This window comes from Desulfofarcimen acetoxidans DSM 771 (assembly GCF_000024205.1).
Lineage (GTDB): Bacteria > Bacillota > Desulfotomaculia > Desulfotomaculales > Desulfofarciminaceae > Desulfofarcimen > Desulfofarcimen acetoxidans.
In genome coordinates, this window is the sequence record NC_013216.1 from 3,940,238 (window position 1) to 3,963,169 (window position 22,932).

The following is a 22,932-nucleotide window of genomic DNA, read 5'->3' on the forward strand; positions in this document are numbered from 1 at the left end:
ATCTGGGTCAATTATCTCTGTAGCTATTACTTGACATGTACTAATTATATATTTTTTGCAGGAAATAATAAACATACATCTAAATATTATTGTTGAAACAAATACTTTACGAGCGGTGGCGGTCAACCATGTTTGACTTACTGGCCAAAAAAGCACCCGGACGCAACACCTATCAAACCCTTACCGGACATACAATAGACGACATAAAAGTGCTGGCCTGCTATATTAACGAGAATAAATCTTCACTTCAAAGGTTTGCCCGTGATTTTACCATAGATTACGAGGAACTGTGCAACATTATTTTTCTGGCCCTGTTTTTCCATGACCTTGGTAAAGCTACTCAGGAATACCAGAAAAATATTATTACCGGCCAGGTAAACCTCAATGTTTCTCACCCTTTTTTTGCTATGCCTTTTACACAAACAAATTTACCCAAGGAAAGTGAACTTCTTTTACGCTGCCTTGTTTTATCTCATCACAATCAACTTTATGATTATATATACAGGCGTGTTCCCATAAAACCACGTGTGAACTATCATTTTGAGCAAATTACGGCTTTTATAGAAAGTTACGCTGAAATATACCGACAATATCTGGAGAATATGTTTAAACTGCGTTATCATCCCATCTCTGAATATCCGGCCTATATATACAGCAACAATCAGAGAGATCATATTTTCTCCTTGATAACCTCTACCCGTTATGATATAGACAACCTTGAAGACAAGGTTAAATTTAAAGCGATATATTGTTATCTGTTGTCAATTATGAAATACTGCGATCAACAATCCAGCAAAGCTTTTTCTCAAAATTGCCTGCAGCCGGAAACAATTTATGACCAAGTGTTTGATCCCGGAAATCTTGCCGGTTCTGCACAGATTTTGAAAAATACATTGCCGCCTGTTGTTTCTCTCAAAGCCTGCTGCGATGAATTAACAACAGGGCAATTTAATTTGTTTTTAGCCCCGATTAACCGCAACAGGCGGGAACTTGTGGTACAGCAGGCACTGATGCTGGCTAACCGGGAACACAGATCACGAATAATCTATGTGCTGCCGTATCAACTGGCTTCCGAGCCCATTTTTGAGTGGTTGAAGGATATTTTTGGTTCTGCCAATGTAGGGTTGATCCATACTATGAGTTATTATGTAAAGGAGCAGCTGATACCCAATGAATTAAAGCAAAAAGGGGATCAGGGCAGAGATACCGCCAGAAACTTGCGCTACGGAGATCGTATTTTTGACAAACAAGTGACTGTTACAACAATAGACCACTTAGTCTATACAATGGTACACGGCTATAAGCAATCGGACTTCGCTCTGGGCAAATTGCTAAACTCAGTTATTATTTTTGAGGGATTTAATCCCAACAGTTGTTCTTCTCAACGATACCTGCTTGACTGCATTAAGCTGTTGTGGAAAATGAAAATTCCATGCTTGGGAGCAACAAGTTTTGTACCTGGTCAATTCCAAAACTATATTTACCAAAACCATAATTGCAGGATTTTTGATTTACATAACAGCGATCAAAAATTTCAATGCAAAATAACGGAAAAGACTTTGGAGGGAAACAAGGACGAATACATTCGACTTTATCACCAGGGAAAAAAACAGTTAATTTTCTGTGATAATATATTTCAAGCACAAAGGCTTTTCCTGAAACTTAAAAAATTATTATTTAATAGCAATGTTTATCTGTGTCATTCTGTTTACAGCAGTCATGATCGCTACTATTCTCCTACCAGTAAGCACAAGCAGATCAGCAAACTGGACAAACTGCCTGGCCCATGGGTAATAGTTGCCACCCAGGCAATTCTGGCCTATACTTTCGATATCAATTGTGATACTGTTCATACTGGCACTAAATCTTTAGAATGCCTGCTGCACCGCATCAATACTTTGTATCAGCCTGGACGTGGAACAGACCAGACTGCCTACATATATCCCGGGCAGCAGGGTATCAATCAAGAGACGGACTGGGATGAACTGCATGATCGTTGCTTTAGCTTTTCCCAAATTACTCAGCTGTACTATCAAAACAAATTTTCTACTGAATCAAGTTCAGCTACCAACCTGGCTAAAGTATTTAACTACTGTACACTATTTGGCTATTCACCTCAGGAAGTGCGGCAAGCCGCGGGAAATCGCAAGCAGATTCAAATGTGGAATGAAAAACAATACAAAATGGATGTCATACCGGAATGCGTCTGGGATCCGTATCTGCACAAAAACCCTGAAATGGCCGACAGTCTATATATTAAGTTACCCTATTACTGGTACATTAAATATCCCCAGTATTTTTATCATGATGACGGTTTTTTTAAAAGCTTTATGATCTGCAAGCTGTCTTATAACAGCGAAATGGGACTGGACCTGCGAAAAATACAAAAAGAAGACAATGATGCGCTCTGGGTTTAAGAGAGTTGATTCCAAAGGTGTCGACAGCTAATCAAACTCAAAAAGAGACCGTATCACCCCAAAAGTGGTACCCGTCTCTTTTTGACTGCCGTCTAACTTGTAATGCTATATTTTAAAGAAAATTATGTTAAATATACACTCTTGGCACACGAACATTCACCATACAAACTAATTCATAGTTAATAGTACCCATTTTCTCCGCCACCTCTTCAACCGGCAGGCTAGACTCACCCTGCTGGCCCCACAATACCACTTCATCCCCGATCAAAGGGTCATTTATGTGGCCAACATCGATCATGCACTGATCCATACATACCCTGCCCACAACAGGTGCGCGCTGACCGTGAATCAACACCTCCGCCCGCGAGGATAGGAGACGGCTGTAACCGTCGGCATACCCAACAGGCAACGTGGCAATAAGAGTAGGCCGCCTGGTTATATATGTACAACCATAACTGACCGGATAGCCCGCAGGCACCCTTTTTATATGTCCTACCTGCGTTTTAAAGGACATGGCCGGCTGCAAAACAATCCTGCTTTTGTCAACCCCTTCAGATGGGTACAAACCGTACATGGCTATACCCGCGCGAACCATATTCAAATGCGTATCCGGCATATCAATAATTGCCGCGCTGTTGGCTGCATGCTTTAACTGTATATCCACCCCTTTGCGATGTAACTCCCGCAGCACTTCTTGAAACCTGAATAATTGCTGTCTGGTATAGCTTTTATCAATAATATCAGACACGGCAAAATGTGTAAAAATACCATCCACTTTTAAATGTGAAAGTCTGGTAACAGCTATAACCTGCTCAACAACAGCCTGACAGGCCTCAAAGCCCAATCGTCCCATACCGGTCTCAATTTTTATATGTACTTTCGCTTTTATACCTGCTTTAGTGGCTATGTCCGAAAGAATCTCGGCCTGCTGCATATTGAAAACAGTATGAGACAGGTCATTTTTTAACGAAAACAACACTTCCCCGGGGGACAGATAGCCCAGCACTAAGACCGGACAGTCAATTCCGGCCTCGCGCAGTGCTACACCCTCTGAAACACGGGAAACTGCCAGTATCACAACACCGTTATCCAAAGCAATCCTGGCGGTTTCCACAGCTCCGTGACCGTAAGCATCCGCCTTTACTACAGCCATCAACTGTGCTCCGGGCGCAGCTATCCGCCGCAATTCTTGAATGTTATGAGCTATCGCCGAAAGATTAATTTCTGCCCAGGTGGTTTTCTCATACATTATATTTCACCTTCTAATATCATATTTAAAGCTCCGGGCAGGCAATCCAGAAAGTCACCGGCAATCAACCCCATAACACCTTTATCCGCCAGGGCCAAATCTCCGGCTCTGCCATGCACAAACGCACCGGCAGCAGCTGCTCTGAGAGGACTCAAGCCTTGCGCTAAAAGCGCAGCAATAACTCCGGTCAAAACATCACCGCTTCCGCCGGTAGCCATTCCCGGATTACCTGTGGCATTAATATAGATTTCCTCCCCATCCGTTATCAGAGTGCGGGAGCCCTTCAAAAGCACAATGCACCCGCCGGCCTCCACTAATTTTTGAACTGAGCCTAAGCGATCAGACAACACTTCCCCGGCAGTTATGCTTAACAAACGAGCCATTTCTACCGGATGGGGTGTTAGCACAACAGGTGCTTTAATTCTGCTCAAAATACCGGTCTGCCCGGCCAGAGCATTTAACCCGTCCGCGTCTATTACAGCAGGTATTTTTAGATCTTCCAGTACCTTTTGCACTAAAGCCACGGTCTCAGGATGCACCGTCAGGCCCGGCCCCAAAGCAAGCACATCAGACCTGTCTAACAGCGCTTTTATCTGATCCAGGGCCTCCAGAGACAGAGTTTTCCTGTCTGTTTCCGGCAACGGCACCGTCATAACCTCGGTTAACTTAATCTCCATAATATCGTGCAAACCTTCAGGTACACCAAGCGTAACCAGGCCCGCACCGGATCTGATCGCAGCCTGAGCTGTCAGGCAGGCAGCTCCTGTCATTCCCCGGGATCCGGCTAGAATTAATACTCTTCCACAATCTCCTTTATGAGCACCGGTAAAACGGCGAGGCAGCCACTCACTGACAAGCTCATCCCGCAGCAAATAACGCCCGTAATTCCGGAACTTTAATAAAACGGCCGGCAAAGAAATATCCACTATGTGCAGCTTGCCGGAATAGTACGAACCCGGTTCCAGCAAAAGACCCAGCTTGGGCAGCGCAAATGTAACTGTATGATCAGCCTTAAAACAGGGTCCCCGGACACAACCTGTATCAGCTTCTACACCGGAAGGAATATCCACACATACAATGGGTTTGCCGCTGTTATTGGCCAGCAAGATAAAAGAAGCCGCTGGTTCAGGCACAACTCCTTTAAAGCCGGTACCATAAAGAGCATCTACCATAATATCAGCGGAAGCAACCGCAAGTTCAGCCGGAGACTTACCGTTTCCATCATTTATCCGAACAATAGTCTGGCCCATTTTAAGCCATATATTTAAATTGATGGCGGCATCGCCGGAAATTTGCGCAGGATCAGCAAAAAGCAAGACATCTACAGCGGCACCCAGATTATGCAAGTGGCGGGCAATAACAAACCCATCCCCGCCGTTATTGCCTTTGCCGGCAAAAATAACCACTCTCTTGCCATTTACTTGTTTATCCAAAAGATCAACTATAACCTTAACCACTTGAAGACCTGCATTCTCCATAAGAACAATGCCCGGTATACAATACTGCTCAATAGCCTTCCTGTCAAGAGCAGCCATTTCCCCTGCCGTAACAACCTGCATTAGCTTCACTCCCTCATCAAAATAGCCTCTGCGCTGACTGCCGCGGCAAAAGCCACAGCCCGCTCCCTGTCATGCGAAAGACTGATCAATACCCCGGCAATCTTTTTTTCCTGCGCAATCTGAGCAGCCTGACCGTACAGAAAAACTTGCGGCCGCCCACCGGCTTCATTTATTATTTCCACATCTGTCCACTTACAGCCGCCCAGTCCCAAACCCAGAGCTTTAAAAACCGCTTCCTTTCCGGCAAACCTGGCAGCATAACTGCTATAGGGATCCTTTTTACCTTCACAATACTCCTCTTCCCTTTCAGTAAACAAGCGCCTGACAAAGCTGCAGCCGATTTTCTCTATGGCCGCTCTTACCCGCACAATTTCAATACTGTCTGTACCGACACCGATTAACAATACAAGCCCCCGCTTCCTTTTTCAGATAAAAAACCTGCCTCTGGAGACAGGTTTTCTAAAAGCCCAATATTTTACGCAGCTTTTTAGCCTGGGCACGGCTAACCGGAACTTCCCCGCCTTCCTTATCTTCCACCACAAGATTATACGTACCGTTAAAAAAAGGCACAATTTCTTTGACTTTGTGCAGGTTAACAATGTAGCAGCGGTGAGTGCGGAAAAAAGAATTTGTATTCAAGCGTGCTTCCAGATCTTTTAAAGTGAACCTGGTCAAAAGTTTATCATTATGAGTCTTTATATAGACATAATCCTGCTCGGTAAAAGCGTAGATAATATCCGCTTCATTGATCAGCACAGTTTTGCCCATTTTCTCTGCCGGTATTCGGTCAATTTGAATTTGTTTAGGCTCCTGCTTGACCTTACCGGCGGAAATATCAACTGCCTCCTCATCTTTCTCTACTGCAGGCGCGGATTCTCCAACGGCCTTCATAACCTTTTCGATAGCTTGTTTTAACCTTCTCGGTTCCACAGGCTTTAACAGGTAGTCAACTGCATCAACTTCAAAGGCCTGTACGGCATACTCATCGTAGGCTGTAACAAATATGACATAGGGCCTGTTAGGCAGATCCTGAATTGCTCTGCCTAATTCCAGGCCGTTCATGCCAGGCATAGATATATCTAAAAATAACACGGTATAATCAAGTGCCTTAATTAAAGACAGCGCTTCCTTTGCATTAGCCGCCTCACCGACAATCTCCACATTATCAAATTCACTTAGAGCATAGCGCAGTTCCTGACGGGCAGGATATTCGTCATCCACGATCAAGGTCTTCAGTTTCACCGGACATTTCACCTCTCCTAATCAGATCCCTTTTTATGGGTACCCGGACATAAACAGCTGTACCCTCACCAGGTTTACTGATTATCCTTAACCCGTACTCTTCGCCAAATAAATTCTTTAGTCGTTCATGAACATTGCTTAAACCTACTCCGTTGCCCGAGCCGTAGCCTGGCTGCAAAACTTTCGGGATCATATCCAAACTGATACCAACCCCGTCATCCTCCACAACAATTAAAAGCTCATCATTCTGCATCTTTACAGTAATTGATACGGTACCCGCACCTTCTTTTGGCATAATCCCATGCTTGACAGCATTCTCCACCAACGGCTGTATAGTTAAAACCGGCACCCGGTATTCCAGCAATTCATGAGCTATTTGACGGCGCACCCTGATCTTCTCACGGAAGCGGGCCCGCACCAATACTAAATAAGTGTTTATATATTCAATCTCACCTTTTAAAGTATTGAAATGTCCCTTTCTCTGCAAAGCCTGACGAAAGAAAGAGGACAGACGAATTAACAGCCTACGTGCGGTTTCCGGGTTTGTCCGGCTGAACATGATTATGGTGTTTAGAGTATTAAATAAAAAATGAGGGTTAATTTGAGCGTGCAGGGCATCGAGTTCGGCTACAGCTACCAACTGAGCCCGGCGATCCAGTTCAGCCAACTCCATTTGCACATCCAGCATCTGAGCCACCCCAACAGCCAGCTTTACCAAATGATCCGGCATTCTACCCTGTTTGGTTCTGTACATTTTTACAGTGCCGACAACCTCCCCGTTACATCTAAGCGGCACAATAACTGCCGCTTCCAGGGGACAATGAGGCACCGAACAGTTTATATCCCGACTGTTATGAATTACCTTTATCTCACCGGTTATAATAGCCCGCCTGGTTGCATAGGTTAAAATCTCCCCACCCGGTTTATGGTGATCGGAACCTTCTCCTATATAAGCCAGCACTTTTTCCCTGTCGGTTATGGCCACGGCATCAACATCACTGATTTTTTTAATTATTTCCGCCGTACTCCCGGCCGTTTCAACATTTAAACCCCGCCGCATAAAAGGCAGCGTCTCACTGGCTATCTGCAACTCAATCGGCTGGTCGGTAGATTTAAGCTTCACCGGACGACGGTTTAACCAGTAGTAAAGAACAAAGGAAACAGATAAACCGCTGATAATAAACAAAATAAAAACCGCCTGCCATAATTTTAGAGATAAGGCCAGCACCATGACAGAACCGATAAGTTGAACTATCAACCATCTGATAATAACGTTTAATAAATCCTTTGTATCTATATTCATAGTCCTCATTTCTTAGATGCTATATTTTAATTAAGGTATTCTACAAGAAGGCCCGATTTCCTGCACCGAAATGGGTCTGTATAATTACAGAATTAATAATTTGCTATTTTCTAATTTTTTTTATAAAAATTGCTAAATCAACTTATTAATTAACGTTTTCTGGGCATACTATTGTTAGCAAAAATTTTAGGGGAGGATAAAAAATGCATCAAATAACTTTAAACGAATACTTGACTCAAGCCAATAAAAGACTGCCTACAGAAGCAAAAAAGGTATTACAGGCCTTATTCGATCAGGGCAGTATGAACAAAGAGGAATTATCACTAACAGCCAGAGTAAAACGGGCTGTCCTGGATCATATTATTATGCAATTGTACGCTTTAGGCTTAGTCGATGTATCCACCGAAGGGAAAAGCAAAATCTGTAATCTCACCAAACTTGGCAATGAATTTTTAAATATCATTGAAGCGGAAGCCAGTTAATATTAAAAAAACCGGCTGTACCAATGCTGCGGACAAAGTCAATAACTCAAAAAAAGAAACCCGTGTCACTAAAGCGGCACGGGTTTCTTTGCTTGCTATACCGGCTAAAAGCTTATCCCAGTATTTGTGAAACAGACCGATCCATAATAAACTTGACAAATTCCTCTGTTGCTTTTGACTCAAATTTATCCTTGTTCCTAATCAGGTAAAATTCTCTGGTTACATTAAAATCCTTAATTCTCAAAAGCTTCAGTGTACCTAATTGCAACTCCTTGCGCAGGGCCCATTTGGAGATAAAGGAAATGCCCAGATTAGCCTCTACAGCTTCCTTAATAGCCTGGGTACTGCCCATAGTCATGCTCCTGGCCGGCTTTAACTTCAATTCGTGCAAAACATCATCCATAGCCAATTTTGTTCCGGAACCAACTTCCCTCAGGATGAAGGTAAAAGGAATTTCACTGATATCCTCTCTGGTCAAAAAGGTTTTTTTAGCCAGTGGGTGTCCCGGTGCGGCAATAAACACCAATTCATCTTGCAAAAACGGTTCAATGATTAAATGGCTGTCCTCAACCAAACCCTCCACCAGACCAACATCAATAACTCGTTCACGGGTTTTTTCATGTATAAACTCCGTATTGCCAATTAACTCTGAGAACATGACCTCTGTGTATTTCTGTGAAAAGGCACCTAAAAGACGGGGCAGCACATATTCTCCAATAGTAAAACTGGCCCCAATTTTCAAATCACCGGAAACCATCTCCACCAAATCGGCAACCGCTCTTTTAGCCACCTGGTGCATTTTCATTATTTCCTGGGCATAATGATGAAGTACCTCCCCGGCTTTAGTAAGCTCCACTCTTTTACTGGACCGTTCAAAGAGCTTTGCACCATAATACTCTTCAAGGGCATGTATATGCTGGCTTATAGCCGGCTGGGTCAGCTTTAAGAGCTCACCTGCCCTGGAAAAGTTTTTTTTTCCGAAACAACCATAAAAATCTGCAGTTGATGTTCTAACATAGAGGCTCCTCCAACTATTTATAAAAATTTTGATTTGCATAAGTCATTCTTATATATGAACTATTTTAACATTAATATGTAAATTTGAAAATAATAATTATAAAAAAAAATGTTTTTTATTCAACCTTATGAATTATACTTTCGAGAAGGAAAACTACTATTAAAAGCGAAGTCTTTACTTTACTCCAGGAAATTATGCTTATGATGAATCTACAGATAAGTCATTGCTTAATGAAACACAAATTTATATTGCATAAGCAATGTTAGTACCGCATAATTTCCGTCGAGTACGAGTGCCTGTGGCTACTCAAAAATATAATTTTTTGAAGGGATGTCTGATATTATGTCCTCTGTATTTTATGATGATCAGGATTTTGAGTTAGAACTCTCAGATGATGTTATGAGATTAATCGATGAATACGCTGAGAAAACCAACAGAACAGGTGAAGAAGTGGTTGAATACATTCTAAAGGAATTTTTGCAGGATCAACTGCATGTTTTTGTAAAAATAGCAGAGCGGGATGACAAACCTTTGAAAAAGGTTTTGAGCAGGCAATTTTATAAGACGTTGCAAAGCCTTATGGTAGCCCCCAACAAATAAAAAAGTTTGAGATTCACTAACCGGCACTTTTCTTTTTTGAGAAGAGTCAAAGGGCTGACCCCATAAAGGTGCTTAAATCTGCCTTTCTGGAACAGCCCTCCTTCATACTATTTTCCTAATACAAGAAAGTCGCTTAAAACGGCTTTCGAGCGGCCACAGGCACTCATACTCGCGGGAAATTATGCGGTATTAACTTTAGCTTATCCACAGATCCATCATAAGCATAATTTGCTAGAGCAATAAAAAAGCCTCTCTCTGCTTTTGCATATCACTCAGAACAGAACGCAGCCATTCAAAACCAAACTTCATAAGCTGAACATCGTCATCCCTAATTTTCCCAACTACCTCTTTCGATATGGAGAGTTTATCCACAAAACTTAAGCTAAAAAGCTTATATTTAAATTCATCCGTATTGTAGCAAACCAAAAAGATAAGTTCACCAATTTTTCCGTCATGTTCTTTCTCCCCGGAAAACTCTATCAATGCGGGTAAATCCTTAAAAGACTCTTCCATCTGATCATAGATGCCCAATCCCTGCTCCTGCATCCACTCATCTACAGTTTGCTCCTTGGCCTCCTTCAATCCATGACAGCGTGCAGGTTTAAATATAAAACCAAACTGGCCGTTGCCCAGCATATCCACCGGGGCAATGCGGCAGGCCCAGGGCCTTTCCTGGTAAACCATACAGCCATAGGAGGTAATAAAAGGGCAAACCAGGTTTTCATCTTCTTTCATCTTAATCAGCACCAGAGGAAAACGCTGCTTTTGAAACGATAAACGAAGTGTATGGAGATTTAAAAACTCCTGTGAGGTAAGCCCGAGCTTGTTTTTCATGCGCAAGACATCATAAGGACTTAGAAAAATGTTTATATTACGGCAGCACTGCTTAAAACATTCCAGCCCTTGATGGCAGGAAAAATTAAACTTACTCTCTAAATTAAGAATAATTTCTTCTTTCATCAATACACCCCTAAAGACAATATATTAATAAACATCTGAGTCATTCTGATAACTGCTGCCGGCAAACTCGTATCTGGGATTCCTTAAGTCATACTTTAAAGCCAGTTCACTTTCTCCTTCATACCATTCCAGCCGGACAATTTCCCTTCCTTCAACAGTTGCTATCATTAAAGGCGGCTGACAATGCATTTCCTTACCCTCGTCAACTCTTTGCCGCCGGTCATTGATTAATATACTCCCAAAGGTGCGCGGATTCTCACTCCAAACATCCAATATATTGACATCAGCCTTATGAAAACGCACGTTTAATACATATGAACTGAACAAATCCTCCAACTGCCTCAAAGTAGCATTTCCGTCAAGCGCGTTTCCCACCTGGTCAAAACCTATCCAATACTGATCCATTCTCCAACCTCCAAAGCTATCTCTTGTTCTTTTTATAATACCTCATTTACCCCGTTGATTCAATTCATCAAATTCCAGTATTTCAACAGACTCTTCTAAATCTATTTCAAATCCCGGCAGTTAACCTGCACTTTGTTCATATAAATTATCGGGTTTATTTTGGTTTTGAACAATATTCTAAACTTGTCCCGCTAAATATCAGTCTTTCCTGGCTCAATTAAATTATATCGAAATAAATTTCAAAAAAAATTTATTTTTTTAGCAGGACTTTTGAAATATATTGCGAAATATATTTCAATATAAAAAAACAGTCTTTTCAAACTAATCAGAAAAGGACAAATTTTATTTTAAAGGAGGTTTCATTTATGCCAAGGTTTAAAGACACCAGTCTTACCTGCCGGTCTTCTGACAAATCACCTCGTGTTGTTGATCCCAAGTCTGTAATGAGAACCATAGATCCGGCAGCATTAGAAATGATCAAAGTAGCACAGGAAGAAGGCATTATAACTGCATTTGACCGGGTTGTAGCCCAACAGCCCCAGTGCCAATTTGGTTACAAAGGTATTTGCTGCCGTTTTTGTATGATGGGACCCTGCCGCATTAAAGCGGATGAAGGCCCGGCCAGCAGAGGTATTTGCGGAGCCAATTCCTGGACTATCGTAGCCCGCAGCGTAGGTCTGATGATTCTTACCGGTTGCGCTTCCCATGCCCAGCACGGCAACCACATAGCCCACACATTGCACATGGTTGCTGAGGGCCATGCAACTGATTATTCTATTAAAGATCCCGCAAAATTACGCCGGTTAAGTGAGAGATACGGTGTTGAGAACATTGATAGCAAGAATGATATGACTCTGGCCAAAGAACTGTGTGAACTGGCCCTGGAAGATATGGCCATGCTTAAAGGTGAAGGAGAGGTTCGCTGGATTACCAAGAATGTTGTTCCTGAACGCAATAACCTCTACAGAACCCATAATGTTATGCCCTTTGGTATCCACTCGGTTATTTCAGACCTGGTAACCCAGGCACACGTCGGTATGGACAATGACCCGATTAACCTGGTGTTCAGCGCAGTACGGGTAGGCCTGGCTGACCTGGCCGGCAAATGGATTGCCACCGACCTGTCAGATATAATTTTCGGCACTCCCGAACCTGTAGCAAGTGAAGCTAATATGGGTGTACTTGAAGCCAAAAATGTTAATATAATTCTGCACGGACATAATCCTCTGTTAAGTGAAATGATCGTTGCTGCGGCCCGGGAAATGGAAGCAGATGCAAAAGCCGCCGGTGCCGGAGGGATTACACTCTCAGGTATTTGTTGCACAGGTAATGAGGTCTTGATGCGCCAGGGTGTTCCACTTGTCACATCTTTCTCATCCCAGGAACTGGTTATCTGCACTGGTGCCGTTGACTTAATGGTAGTTGATGTGCAGTGCATCATGCCCGGCTTAGGACCAGTATGCCAATGTTTCCATACAAAACTGGTAACAACTTCCGATATCGTTAAGATTCCTGGCTCTATCCATATTGACTACCAGGAAAAAACAGCCATGGATAACGCTAAAGAAGTTATTGCCATGGCCATAGAAGCCTTTAAAGAGCGGGGAGATCGCCCGGTTAAAATACCGCAACACAAACAATATGTGGTTGCAGGTTACAGTCTCGAAGCTATTTACAATATTTTTGCCTCAGTTAACCCGGAAAATCCGGTTCGCGTTCTAAATGATGCTATTCTGTCCGGAGAACTGAAGGGTGTTGCCTTTATGGTCGGTTGCCACAACTTGAAGACCATGCAGGATAAGGCTCACTTAGAAATTACCAAAGCTATGCTGGCCAACGATGTATTTGTTATCTCCACCGGTTGCCATGCCCAGGTTTGTGCCAAGCACGGCTTAATGGATCCCGCCAATGTTGAAACATATTGCGGAGATGGCTTAAAATCCTTCTTCAAGCGCATCAGCGCCAATGCCAACATGAAATATCCGATCCCGCCGGTACTGCACATGGGTTCTTGTGTTGATAACTCCCGTGGTGCCGAATTGCTGATGGATATGGCCAGAGATCTGGGCGTTGATACCCCGAAAGTACCGTTTGTAGCATCTGCTCCGGAAGCCATGAGCGGTAAAGCTACCAGTATCGGTACCTGGTGTGTTGATATTGGATGCCCGACTCACGTGGGTACTATGCCTCCGGTAGAAGGCTGCGACCTGATATACAGCGTTTTAACACAAGTTGCCGGTGACGTTTTAGGCGGTTACTTTATTCTGGAATGCGATATAGAAGAATCTATTAAGAAGATTCTCAATGCTCTGGAATACAGGGCTTGGAAACTGAAAATACACAAAGCAGTGGCCGAGGATTTGGAAACCAGCCTGTCCAAGTGCTGGTAATATAGATATTGAAAGGAGGAGTTAAAATGTCTGAAGCGATCAATTTCGATCAAATCTTTGAAGGTGCAATAGAACCGGGAAAAGAGCCGAAAAAGCTATTTAAAGAGGCATATGAAGGTACAATAACCGCACTTAGTTATGCTGAAATTTTATTAAATCAGGCCATCCGGACCTACGGGAAAGATAAGCAGATAGGCTATCCCGATACTGCCTACTATCTTCCGGTAATCCGCTGCTTAAGCGGTGAAGAAATTAAGACTCTGGGTGACTGCGTACCCGTATTAAACAGAATGCGGGCCAGGGTTAAAGAGGCTAAAACCTTTGAAAATGCCCGTTTCTGGGGTGAGGCTACCTGGTATGCGGCTGACATTATCGAAGCGGTTCGTTATATCCAAAATACACCGGAAAATCCTTTACACGTTAAACCCTGGACCGGCTTTGTCGGTGACCCGGTAGTTCGTTCCTATGGGACTAAGATGGTTGACTGGACCATCCCCGGTGAAGCAGTTATTCTTGGCCGTGCTAAAGACAGCGCCTCAGCTAAGAAAATTGTTACCAGCTTAATGGCTAAAGGCCTAATGCTATTCCTTAGTGATGAAATCATTGAGCAGTGCCTGGAAGAAAACGTTAAACTCGGTATTGACTATATCGCCTACCCACTGGGTAACTTCACTCAGATCGTTCATGCTGCCAACTACGCTCTGCGTGCCGGTATGATGTTCGGCGGCATTAAGCCGGGCGACTATGAAGCTCAAAAAGATTACCAGCGCCGTCGTGTTTTGGCCTTCGCTCTCTACCTTGGTGAGCATGACATGGTTAAAACTGCTGCGGCTATGGGTTGTATTAACGTTGGTTTCCCGGTTATTACCGACCAGGTGTTGCCGGAAGATAAGCAAATTCCTGAATGGTTCATTTCAGAACCTGATTATGATAAAATCGTTCAAGTTGCACTGGAAGTTCGCGGAGTTAAAATTACAGCCATTGATATTGATGTGCCGATTATGGTTGGTCCCGCTTTCGAAGGTGAGAGCCTGCGTAAGAAAGATATGTTCGTTGAATTCGGCGGTCAGAGAACACCTGGTTTTGAACTGGTGCGTATGGCCGGAGATGACATTGAAGACGGTACTATTGAGCTCGTCGGGCCGGATATTGATGGATTGGAACCGGGCAGCCAGCTGCCTATAGGTATTGTAGTTGATGTATACGGCCGTAAAATGCAGGAAGATTTCGAGCCTGTTCTGGAGCGCCGGGTACACTACTTTACCAACTACGGTGAAGGTCTCTGGCACGTGGCCCAGCGCGATTTAATGTGGGTCAGGATCAGTAAAGACGCTTATGCTAAAGGTTTCCGTATGAGACATATAGGAGATATCCTTTATGCCAAGTTTAAATCCGAGTTCTCCGCTATCGTAGACCGGATTAAGATAACCCTTATCACCGATGAAGCAAAAGTTTTAGAAATGCGTGAAGTAGCCCGCAGTTACTACACTAAGCGTGACGCACGCCTTAAAGAGTTAACTGACGAGGGTGTTGATACCTTCTACTCCTGCCTGCTCTGCCAGACCTTTGCTCCTACCCACGTTTGCGTGGTAGCTCCCGAGCGTGTTGGTCTCTGTGGGGCTGTTAGCTGGCTGGATGCCAAAGCTGCTTTTGAAATTAACCCACACGGCGCTAACCAACCCATTCCTAAGGGCGAGGTTATTGATGATGTTAAGGGTCAATGGGAATCCTTTAACGAGTATACTTTCTCCAACTCTCAGCGTACCGTAGAAAAGGTTAACTTCTACACCATTATGGAATACCCGATGACCTCCTGCGGTTGCTTCGAAGCTATTATGGCCATGGTGCCTGAGTGCAACGGTTTTATGGTGGTTTCCCGTGAGCACAGCGGTATGACCCCAACAGGTATGACCTTCTCGACTTTAGCCGGTATGATGGGTGGCGGCGCTCAAATGCCCGGTTTCATGGGTATCGGTAAATCCTATCTGCTTTCCAAGAAATTCGTACCGGCTGATGGTGGATTAGCCCGCCTTGTCTGGATGCCTAAAGCATTAAAGGATCTGTTGCGTGAAGGTTTAACCGAAAGAGCTATAGATGAGGGACTTGGTGAAGATTTCGTAGATAAGATTGCAGATGAAACCATTGGAGCCTCCGGCGAAGAAATTCTGCCGTTCCTGGAGGAAAAAGGCCACCCGGCTTTAACTATGGACTCTATGTTTTAAATAAAGCCTGATTTCAGAAATTCGTTAATCTTGGTTAAAAGTCTTTCTTGGCGAGTCTTTTAACCTCCTTATAAATTCTCAGATTGCAATTCTGGGTTATTGTGATCTGAAGATGTAATAACCTCTGTGTGGCATGTGCAGCAAACACATGCCTTTTTTTTTCTATAAAACAAAGTCTATTTGAATGCGCTCAAGATAATTAGTAAGTTCTTGTACTTTTTTGTCAATTAATTCGCAATTTCTTTCTTTTGCCGCCACTTCCAAGCAGCAACCGATTTCAGTAATATAATCAAACCCGTAGGCGCCGCCTGAACCCTTCATATTATGCCCAATAAATATTATGCTATCATAATCAACCTGTTCTAACGCCTCTAATAAGTTCTTAATGTCTTTTTGCCTGTTGCTTAAATATTCTGGTATTAAATCTTCTAAACAAGAATCCACCTTTATTATAATCTTTTCTTGACTTAATATTTTATGAATCTCCATAAGCCCATCAACTCCCGATATATTTATGTATTGCCTCCAACAGCACTGACTTTTTAATAGGTTTTGTCAGATGATCCGTGCATCCAGCATCATAACTTTTCAGCACATCTTCCTTTAATGCGTATGCTGTCAACGCGATTATCGGGGTTCGTGTTAAATTATTGGCCTTTTCATTCTCCCTGATAATGCTTGTAGCAGTATATCCGTCCATTACCGGCATTTGCATATCCATAAGCACCAGGTCATATTTGCCTGCCCTAAACTTTTCAACTGCTAATTGACCGTTCTCGGCAATATCTATTTCATAGCAGGTTCTCTTTAAATATGCCATTATTAACATACGGTTGTCTCCGGAATCATCTACCAGTAAAATCCTCCGCCTTAAGCCTCTGCTGTGCAAGGACAGGTCTGACCGGTCTTCTGTGAATTGCTGCTGTAAATCACGTTCACCATTCTCTAAAGCAGGCTCTTTTCCTATTTTCAATTGAATGGAAAAAAAGAAAGTACTCCCCTGCTCTATCTCACTCTCAACCCCAATATGCCCGCCCATCGCTTCTACGAGTCTTTTGCAAATAGTCAATCCCAGACCGGTGCCGCCAAATTTACTGGTAGTAGAAGCATCTGCTTGCGTAAAACTCTCAAATATAATTTCACTTTTCTCCTTTTCAATACCGATACCCGTATCGGAAACAGAGAATTTAAGAAAAACATTTTCTTCCTGCATCGATAGCTTTTCAATTATGAGAATAACTTCACCTTTTTCGGTAAACTTAATGGCATTACCGAGCAAGTTAACCAGTATTTGCTGCAAACGATTCTGATCTCCGACTACAAAACCCGGCACATCAGGTTTTATCTGGTATGACAAAGAAAGAAACTTAATATTTGCCTGGACAGACATAAATTCAACAGTTTTTTCAACTAACTTTTTAATGTTAAAGTCCTGCTGCTCCAGTTTAAGATGACCTGCTTCAACCTTTGAAAGATCTAAAATATCATTAATCAGATTCAACAGATTTTGTCCGGCTGTCCGAAATATACCCACATATTCGCGCTGCTCCTTAGTCAAGGAGGTTTCCCAGAGCAAATCTGCCATGCCTATTATAGCATTCATAGGCGTTCTAATCTCATGACTCATATTAGCAAGAAAGGCACTTTTAGCAATATTAGCAGCTTCAGCCGCTTTTTGCGCCAAACTTAATTGCATCATCTTTTGTTCCAGTTCCTCCGCTTGCTTTTGCAACAAGATTTTTTGTTTATGCAATTCCAGAAATACCTTTACCTTGCTTCTCAAGATTTCCGGTTCCAGCGGTTTAAATAAATAGTCAACAGCACCGGCTTCGTATCCTTTAAAAATATGTTTCTGTTCTTTACTGATTGCTGTTACAAAGATTATTGGGATACTTTTAGTTTTTTCAATTCCTCTCATTAATTCGGCAATTTCAAAACCGTCCATACCCGGCATCTGCACATCAAGCAACACCAGGGCAAAATCATGGGAAAGCAACAAAGCTAAAGCTTCATTGCCGGAATTGACTTTATAAAATTCCACTTCTTGATCTACCAGTATATTTTCCAGAACTAAAAGATTTTGGGGTCTGTCATCTACCAGAAGAACTTTCGCCATTTCATTTATTTTCATAACTCTTTCCTTTCGATAAACTCATCAAAAAAGAAGCTATTTGTTCTAACGACAGTATGAAATCAACTGCGGTGGCAGCCAGTGCAGCGCGGGGCATGGAATCCACTTCAGCGTCCAGAGGGTCTTGCACCACAGCAAGCCCCCCTCCTTCTTTAATCCTTTTGAGCCCCTTACTGCCATCGTTATTAGATCCGGTTAAAATAATCCCGATTAATTTTTCTCCATAAGCCCGTGCAGCAGTTTCAAATAACACATCAATAGAAGGACGGGCATAATTAACTCTATTATCAACTGTTAAGGAAAAAGTTCTATCCTCCTCAACCAGCAAGTGATAATTAGGTGATGCCAGGTAAACCGTACCAGGCTTAATAGACTCTTTTTCATCCGCTTGTTTAACTATTAGTGAACATTTATTATTTAGGTGCTGAACTATATAGCTGCCTGAAGCAGGGTGCAAATGCTGCACAATAATCACCGGCAGGCTGAAGTCTTCAGGCAAAGAAGGAAGCAAGAAACTCAACGCGGCAAACCCTCCAGCCGAAACACCTATTACAACCGCTTGATATACCCTTTTCTCTTTTAAACTAGTATTTAGACTTCTTTCGATATATTTTTTCCTCCTTAACAATGTCTTCAAAGCATCGACCATATTCTGAAAACATCAGGCTTTCTTTGGAACCAAGGCAAAGAAAGCCGTTTCGGCAAAGACTGTCATAAAATAGTCCTATAACTCTGTTTTGTAAAATCTTATCGAAATATATGAGCACATTGCGGCATAAGATCAAATTCATCTCGCCAAACACCCCGTCAGTCACTAAGTTATGATCGGCAAACAGAATATTTTTTTTTAACGACTGGTTAATAATAACCGAATCGTATTTAGCCGTGTAGTAACTGGAAAAGGATTCCTTGCCTCCTGCTTTTTGATAGTTAATTGTATATTCTTTTATATTTTCAATTGGGAAAATTCCTTCTTTGGCCTTCTGCAGTACTACCTGATTGAAATCAGTAGCGTAAATCTGGCACCTGTCATAGATCCCTTCCTCTTTTAGAAGTATAACCATAGAATATACTTCTTCACCTGTAGCACAGCCAGCGTGCCATATTTTTATATAAGGATAGGTTCGTAAAACAGGAATTATCTCTCGCCTGAGAGAATAATAGAAAGACGGATCACGAAACATCTCAGTTACATTAATTGAAAAATCAAGCAATAGTTTTTTAAAAAAATCCAAGTCATATAAAGATAAATGCTGCATTTCTGAAATGCTTTGCAACCCGGACATAGCCATTCTGTGCAATATACGTCGCTTTATAGAGGCTTTGGCATAATTTCTAAAATCATAACCATACTTCAAATATATCGCATCTAACAATAGCCTTATTTCAATATTTTGATTTTCCCGATTAACATCTATTGTAGACTCGTCTGTTATATCCAGTTTGCTCCCCCCCTGGAAAAGACTTACTGGTAAAGCCAAACCCTGAGAAGTGACAACAACTTGTCCGTGTCAATCGGTTTGGACAAATAATCACTGGCCCCCGCTTCAATACACTTGCTCCTGTCACCCACCATAGCCTTTGCCGTAAGTGCAATAATAGGAGTAAGCTTAAACTTATTCTGTTTTCTTATTTCTTTCATAGCTTCATACCCATCCATTTCAGGCATCATGATATCCATTAGTATGAGATCAACGTCAGGATTATCTTCCAACAGGAAAATGCCCTCCTTGCCGTTCTTGCCCACCAGTACCTTCATGCCTTTTTCCTCAAGAACATTCATTAAGGCAAACACATTGCGCATATCATCGTCAATAAGCAAAATTTTCTTATTTTGAAAGATCATTTCTTTATTATGAATCATCTGCAGCATTTTCTGACTGTCTTCAGACAAATTAGCTTCTACCCTGTGCAAAAATAAAGTAGTCTCATCCAGCAGCCTTTCCGGTGATTTTACTCCTTTAATAATAATGCTTTCCGCATGCTCACTAAGTATGGCTTCTTCTTCTTTGGTAAGATCTTTGCCCGTATAGATGATCACCGGAATATGCGAAATTGCATCATGGTTTCTTATCTTTTCCAACAGATCGAAGCCTGACATATCCCGAAGTCCTAAATCTAAAACTATACAGTCAAAATTGCCTGTTCTCAACAATTCAAAAGCCTCATAACCACTTCCCACAGCCGTAGTCATAACATCCCCTTCACCAATTAATTCAAGGATGCTTCTTTGCTGCAGCTCGTCATCTTCTACAACCAAAAGTTTTTTGATATTTTTTGATATAATATCCTGAATTTTATTAAAAGCTCCGTCCAAGACTTCCATGCTTACGGGTTTTGTTAGATACCCTATGGCACCCATTCGCATGGCATCAAGACCACTGTCGTAAGCTGAAATAAAATGTACCGGAATATGTCTGGTTTCAGGATTACCTTTAAGCCTTTCCATAACCGCCCAACCATCTATATCTGGAAGCCCGACATCTAGAATTATGGCACTGGGTCTATACTTTAGCGCAAACTGCAATCCTGTTTCCCCGTCTGCCGCAGTATATACATGAAATCCCTTGCCTCCGGCCAAATCCACCAGGATTGCAGAAAACCTGGGATCATCCTCAATAATTAATACAGAAACACCCAGTCGATTATCTTTAAGTTGATCCTTGGCAGATCTGGAAGCTAACTGCTGTTCCTGTATTTCTGCAACAATGTGTTTAGTGTCCCTTGCCTGCGTAAACTCTATTGCTTCCGGCAAACCGGTTCGGACAACCTTCTTGTCTGCTGCATCTTTCTTTACAGTCCACAGCTTATAGGCACTCTGCTCGCTCAATATTTCCGGCAAATATATCGTAAAAGTGCTGCCATAGCCCTCCCTGCTTTCAAGCTGAATTTCACCACCCAGACATCTAACTAGTTCCCTGGATATGGAAAGACCTAAGCCTGTACCCCCATATTGCCTGCTGGTAGTACCATCGGCTTGCTGGAAAGGCTCAAAAATCAATTTCATTTTATCAGCCGCTATACCGATACCTGTATCGGAAACTGTGAAAGCTACCGTATTTCTTATGTCAAGATCACTGCGCATCAGCTTTGCTTCTGAATAGGGTCTGCCGATCTTTAAACAAATGCTCCCCTGAGAAGTAAATTTAATAGCATTGGACAACAAGTTTTTAATTATCTGTTCCAACCGCTGCCTGTCTGTTCTAATAATGGAAGGCATGGACTGAGATAATTCTATGTCAAAGGTTAAGCCTTTTTCCTCCGCCATATGACGTAAATTTCTTTCAACACTACCGGCCAAATCAGCAATATCCAAATCTTGAATAAATAAATCTACTTTACCGGCCTCTATCTTTGAGAGATCCAAAATATCATTTATCAACTCCAATAAATCGGAACCGGAAGAATGAATAGTACGAGCAAACTCTACTTGCTTTTCTGTTAAGTTGCTTTCCTTATTCTCATATAGCAATCTGGAAAGTATCAACAAACTATTTAAAGGAGTTCTTAATTCATGTGACATGTTAGCTAAAAATTCCGATTTATATTTGCCGGACAACTCTAAATCCCTGGCCTTTTCTTCAATCATCCGGCGACTGTACTCCAGTTCCTCATTTTTTTTCTTAATATCATTTTGCTGTTTTTCCAGATACCTATTTTTCTCCTCCAACTCTTCATTTGTCTGCCGCAATTCTTCCTGCTGTACTTGCAATTTAGCTTCAGAATCCCTCAGCGCTCTGGCCTGTTCTTCTAATTCCTCATTTGTCTGCCGCAATTCCTCCTGCTGCACCTGCAACTCTTCCGACTGCTGCTGTCTTTCCTCCACCAGAACTTTTAAGCGAGACCTGGAAGCACTGGTGTTTATGGCAATAGCAATGCTGGAAACGGATTGCTGCATAAAATCAACTTGGATATCTGTAAGTTCATGAAACGTGCCCAATTCAATTACTGCTTTTACTTCTCCTTCATACACAGCCGGGACAACTATTAAATTACGCGGTGCCGATTCACCTAAACCGGAATTAATCTTTACATAATCATCAGGAACACCGGTTATCAATATGCTCTTTTTTTCCAGCGCCGCCTGGCCTACCAATCCCTCACCGGGTGCATATGAGTTAGCAATATGTTTTCTTTTTGTATAAGCAAAACTGGCAACCAATTTGAACTTATCCTGCTCTTGCAGAAAAAAAGCTCCGACCTGTGCCCCTGCATAATTGCTTAAAAAACCAATTATATTCTGCGACAGCTCAATTAAATCTTGTTCTCCTTTTATGGTATCATATAATTGGTTTAAACCTGTTTTCAGCCAGGCCTGCTTGTCATTTTCCGCCGTTACCTGCCTGAGGGTCGAGGTCATATGGCTTAGAGCTACTCCCAATTCATCATTGTCTGAATGAGGCAATATATCTAAAGAATAATTTCCGTTAGCAATAGCCACTGCTTGGTGAACAACATTGCGCAGGTTTTCAATGATCTGATTGATAGCAGTGCAAAGACCATCTTCCTCACTTCGGACAAAAACGGTATGGCTCAAATCACCCCCGGCAACCTCCTTACATACAGAAGTAATTAATCTTCTGGAATCAATTAGTTCTTTAAAATCATTGTCCATATGTTTGATCTCATAAATTGACGATGAGATTTGTTCATATATTAGATTGCCTATAGCTAAATTTCTAGCACAGCGAGAAAGCTGCAGCATTGGCCTGACAATACTTCTTGTTACCATCGCAGCAGCAAATATGACCAGTATAGCAGCTGATATAGATCCAATAAGAACAACTTTTTGCTGCAATTCAAGGTATAAAATAATAGTAACACCAAAAATCGGCAATAATGCGGCACCTACAAGCCAGAACAATAGCACTCTGGCAATACCGCCTCTTCTTAATGAATTTAAAATACTTGAATCATCTTTTTGGCCTGTCATTTTTTATTCTCCATATATCAT

The 22,932-nt window shown here is 42.2% G+C and carries 18 protein-coding genes; 5 read left to right on the plus strand and 13 right to left on the minus strand.

Annotated elements, in window-relative coordinates; translation table 11 throughout:
• Nucleotides 1-128: 128 nt before the first annotated feature.
• Nucleotides 129-2,417 carry a CRISPR-associated endonuclease Cas3'' gene (locus DTOX_RS18290; protein WP_015759160.1) on the plus strand — a complete coding sequence of 763 codons (2,289 nt, stop codon included), beginning with the start codon at nt 129-131 and terminating at the stop codon, nt 2,415-2,417.
• A gap of 127 nt (nt 2,418-2,544) precedes the next feature.
• Here DTOX_RS18290 and alr read toward each other — a convergent pair whose 3' ends face one another.
• Genes alr through DTOX_RS18315 form a run of 5 tightly spaced genes read right to left on the minus strand, consistent with a single transcriptional unit; the run spans nt 2,545 to nt 7,779 of the window.
• The gene (gene alr, locus DTOX_RS18295; RefSeq protein WP_015759161.1) at nt 2,545-3,666 is read right to left on the minus strand and encodes an alanine racemase; all 1,122 of its coding nucleotides are present in this window, start codon (nt 3,664-3,666) and stop codon (nt 2,545-2,547) included.
• On the minus strand, nt 3,666-5,225 hold the full coding sequence (locus DTOX_RS18300) for a bifunctional ADP-dependent NAD(P)H-hydrate dehydratase/NAD(P)H-hydrate epimerase (RefSeq protein ID WP_015759162.1): 1,560 nt from the start codon (nt 5,223-5,225) through the stop codon (nt 3,666-3,668). Before DTOX_RS18300 ends, alr begins: the two co-directional genes overlap by 1 nt.
• Nucleotides 5,226-5,230: 5 nt before the next feature.
• Entirely contained in the window at nt 5,231-5,629 is a 399-nt protein-coding gene (gene acpS, locus DTOX_RS18305; protein WP_015759163.1) for a holo-ACP synthase, read from the minus strand.
• A gap of 55 nt (nt 5,630-5,684) precedes the next feature.
• On the minus strand, nt 5,685-6,467 hold the full coding sequence (locus DTOX_RS18310; protein WP_015759164.1) for a LytR/AlgR family response regulator transcription factor: 783 nt from the start codon (nt 6,465-6,467) through the stop codon (nt 5,685-5,687).
• Nucleotides 6,439-7,779, minus strand: coding sequence for a histidine kinase (locus DTOX_RS18315; RefSeq protein ID WP_015759165.1), 1,341 nt, complete (start codon nt 7,777-7,779; stop codon nt 6,439-6,441). Before DTOX_RS18315 ends, DTOX_RS18310 begins: the two co-directional genes overlap by 29 nt.
• A 194-nt stretch (nt 7,780-7,973) precedes the next feature.
• Between DTOX_RS18315 and DTOX_RS18320 the strand changes: the two genes are divergently transcribed.
• Nucleotides 7,974-8,252: a transcriptional regulator gene (locus DTOX_RS18320; protein ID WP_015759166.1), complete on the plus strand. Its 279-nt coding sequence runs from the start codon at nt 7,974-7,976 to the stop codon at nt 8,250-8,252.
• A gap of 112 nt (nt 8,253-8,364) precedes the next feature.
• Here the strand turns inward: DTOX_RS18320 and DTOX_RS18325 are convergent, their stop codons facing one another.
• The gene (locus DTOX_RS18325) at nt 8,365-9,309 is read right to left on the minus strand and encodes a LysR family transcriptional regulator (RefSeq protein ID WP_015759167.1); all 945 of its coding nucleotides are present in this window, start codon (nt 9,307-9,309) and stop codon (nt 8,365-8,367) included.
• A 303-nt stretch (nt 9,310-9,612) separates the two neighbouring features.
• On the opposite strand from DTOX_RS18325, the gene DTOX_RS18330 reads away from it, so the two are divergent.
• A complete protein-coding gene (locus DTOX_RS18330; protein ID WP_015759168.1) occupies nt 9,613-9,870 on the plus strand; it encodes a hypothetical protein in 258 nt (85 codons plus the stop codon).
• Between the two features lie 231 nt (nt 9,871-10,101).
• Here DTOX_RS18330 and DTOX_RS18335 read toward each other — a convergent pair whose 3' ends face one another.
• Nucleotides 10,102-10,830: a YkgJ family cysteine cluster protein gene (locus tag DTOX_RS18335; RefSeq protein ID WP_015759169.1), complete on the minus strand. Its 729-nt coding sequence runs from the start codon at nt 10,828-10,830 to the stop codon at nt 10,102-10,104.
• 24 nt (nt 10,831-10,854) lie between these two features.
• Nucleotides 10,855-11,235 (minus strand): hypothetical protein, encoded by a 381-nt coding sequence (locus DTOX_RS18340; protein ID WP_015759170.1) that lies wholly within the window; start codon nt 11,233-11,235, stop codon nt 10,855-10,857.
• Nucleotides 11,236-11,600: 365 nt separating this feature from the next.
• Here DTOX_RS18340 and cooS point away from each other — a divergent pair, with 365 nt between their 5' ends.
• Together cooS and acsB are read left to right on the plus strand one after the other, a co-directional pair.
• Nucleotides 11,601-13,625, plus strand: a complete 2,025-nt coding sequence (gene cooS, locus DTOX_RS18345; protein ID WP_015759171.1) for an anaerobic carbon-monoxide dehydrogenase catalytic subunit — start codon at nt 11,601-11,603, stop codon at nt 13,623-13,625.
• Between the two features lie 26 nt (nt 13,626-13,651).
• Complete coding sequence (gene acsB, locus DTOX_RS18350; protein ID WP_015759172.1) at nt 13,652-15,847, plus strand: acetyl-CoA decarbonylase/synthase complex subunit alpha/beta; 2,196 nt, start codon at nt 13,652-13,654, stop codon at nt 15,845-15,847.
• A gap of 162 nt (nt 15,848-16,009) precedes the next feature.
• Here acsB and DTOX_RS18355 read toward each other — a convergent pair whose 3' ends face one another.
• The 5 genes from DTOX_RS18355 to DTOX_RS18375 are packed head-to-tail and all read right to left on the minus strand — an operon-like array spanning nt 16,010 to nt 22,911.
• The gene (locus DTOX_RS18355; RefSeq protein ID WP_015759173.1) at nt 16,010-16,336 is read right to left on the minus strand and encodes an Hpt domain-containing protein; all 327 of its coding nucleotides are present in this window, start codon (nt 16,334-16,336) and stop codon (nt 16,010-16,012) included.
• Nucleotides 16,337-16,343: 7 nt separating this feature from the next.
• Nucleotides 16,344-17,978, minus strand: coding sequence for a response regulator (locus DTOX_RS18360; protein WP_015759174.1), 1,635 nt, complete (start codon nt 17,976-17,978; stop codon nt 16,344-16,346).
• Nucleotides 17,965-18,627 (minus strand): chemotaxis protein CheB, encoded by a 663-nt coding sequence (locus DTOX_RS18365; protein ID WP_083773494.1) that lies wholly within the window; start codon nt 18,625-18,627, stop codon nt 17,965-17,967. Before DTOX_RS18365 ends, DTOX_RS18360 begins: the two co-directional genes overlap by 14 nt.
• Nucleotides 18,563-19,459 carry a CheR family methyltransferase gene (locus tag DTOX_RS18370; RefSeq protein WP_015759176.1) on the minus strand — a complete coding sequence of 299 codons (897 nt, stop codon included), beginning with the start codon at nt 19,457-19,459 and terminating at the stop codon, nt 18,563-18,565. Before DTOX_RS18370 ends, DTOX_RS18365 begins: the two co-directional genes overlap by 65 nt.
• Nucleotides 19,444-22,911 (minus strand): response regulator, encoded by a 3,468-nt coding sequence (locus DTOX_RS18375; RefSeq protein ID WP_015759177.1) that lies wholly within the window; start codon nt 22,909-22,911, stop codon nt 19,444-19,446. The genes DTOX_RS18370 and DTOX_RS18375 overlap by 16 nt, the downstream gene beginning before the upstream one ends.
• Nucleotides 22,912-22,932: the final 21 nt, after the last annotated feature.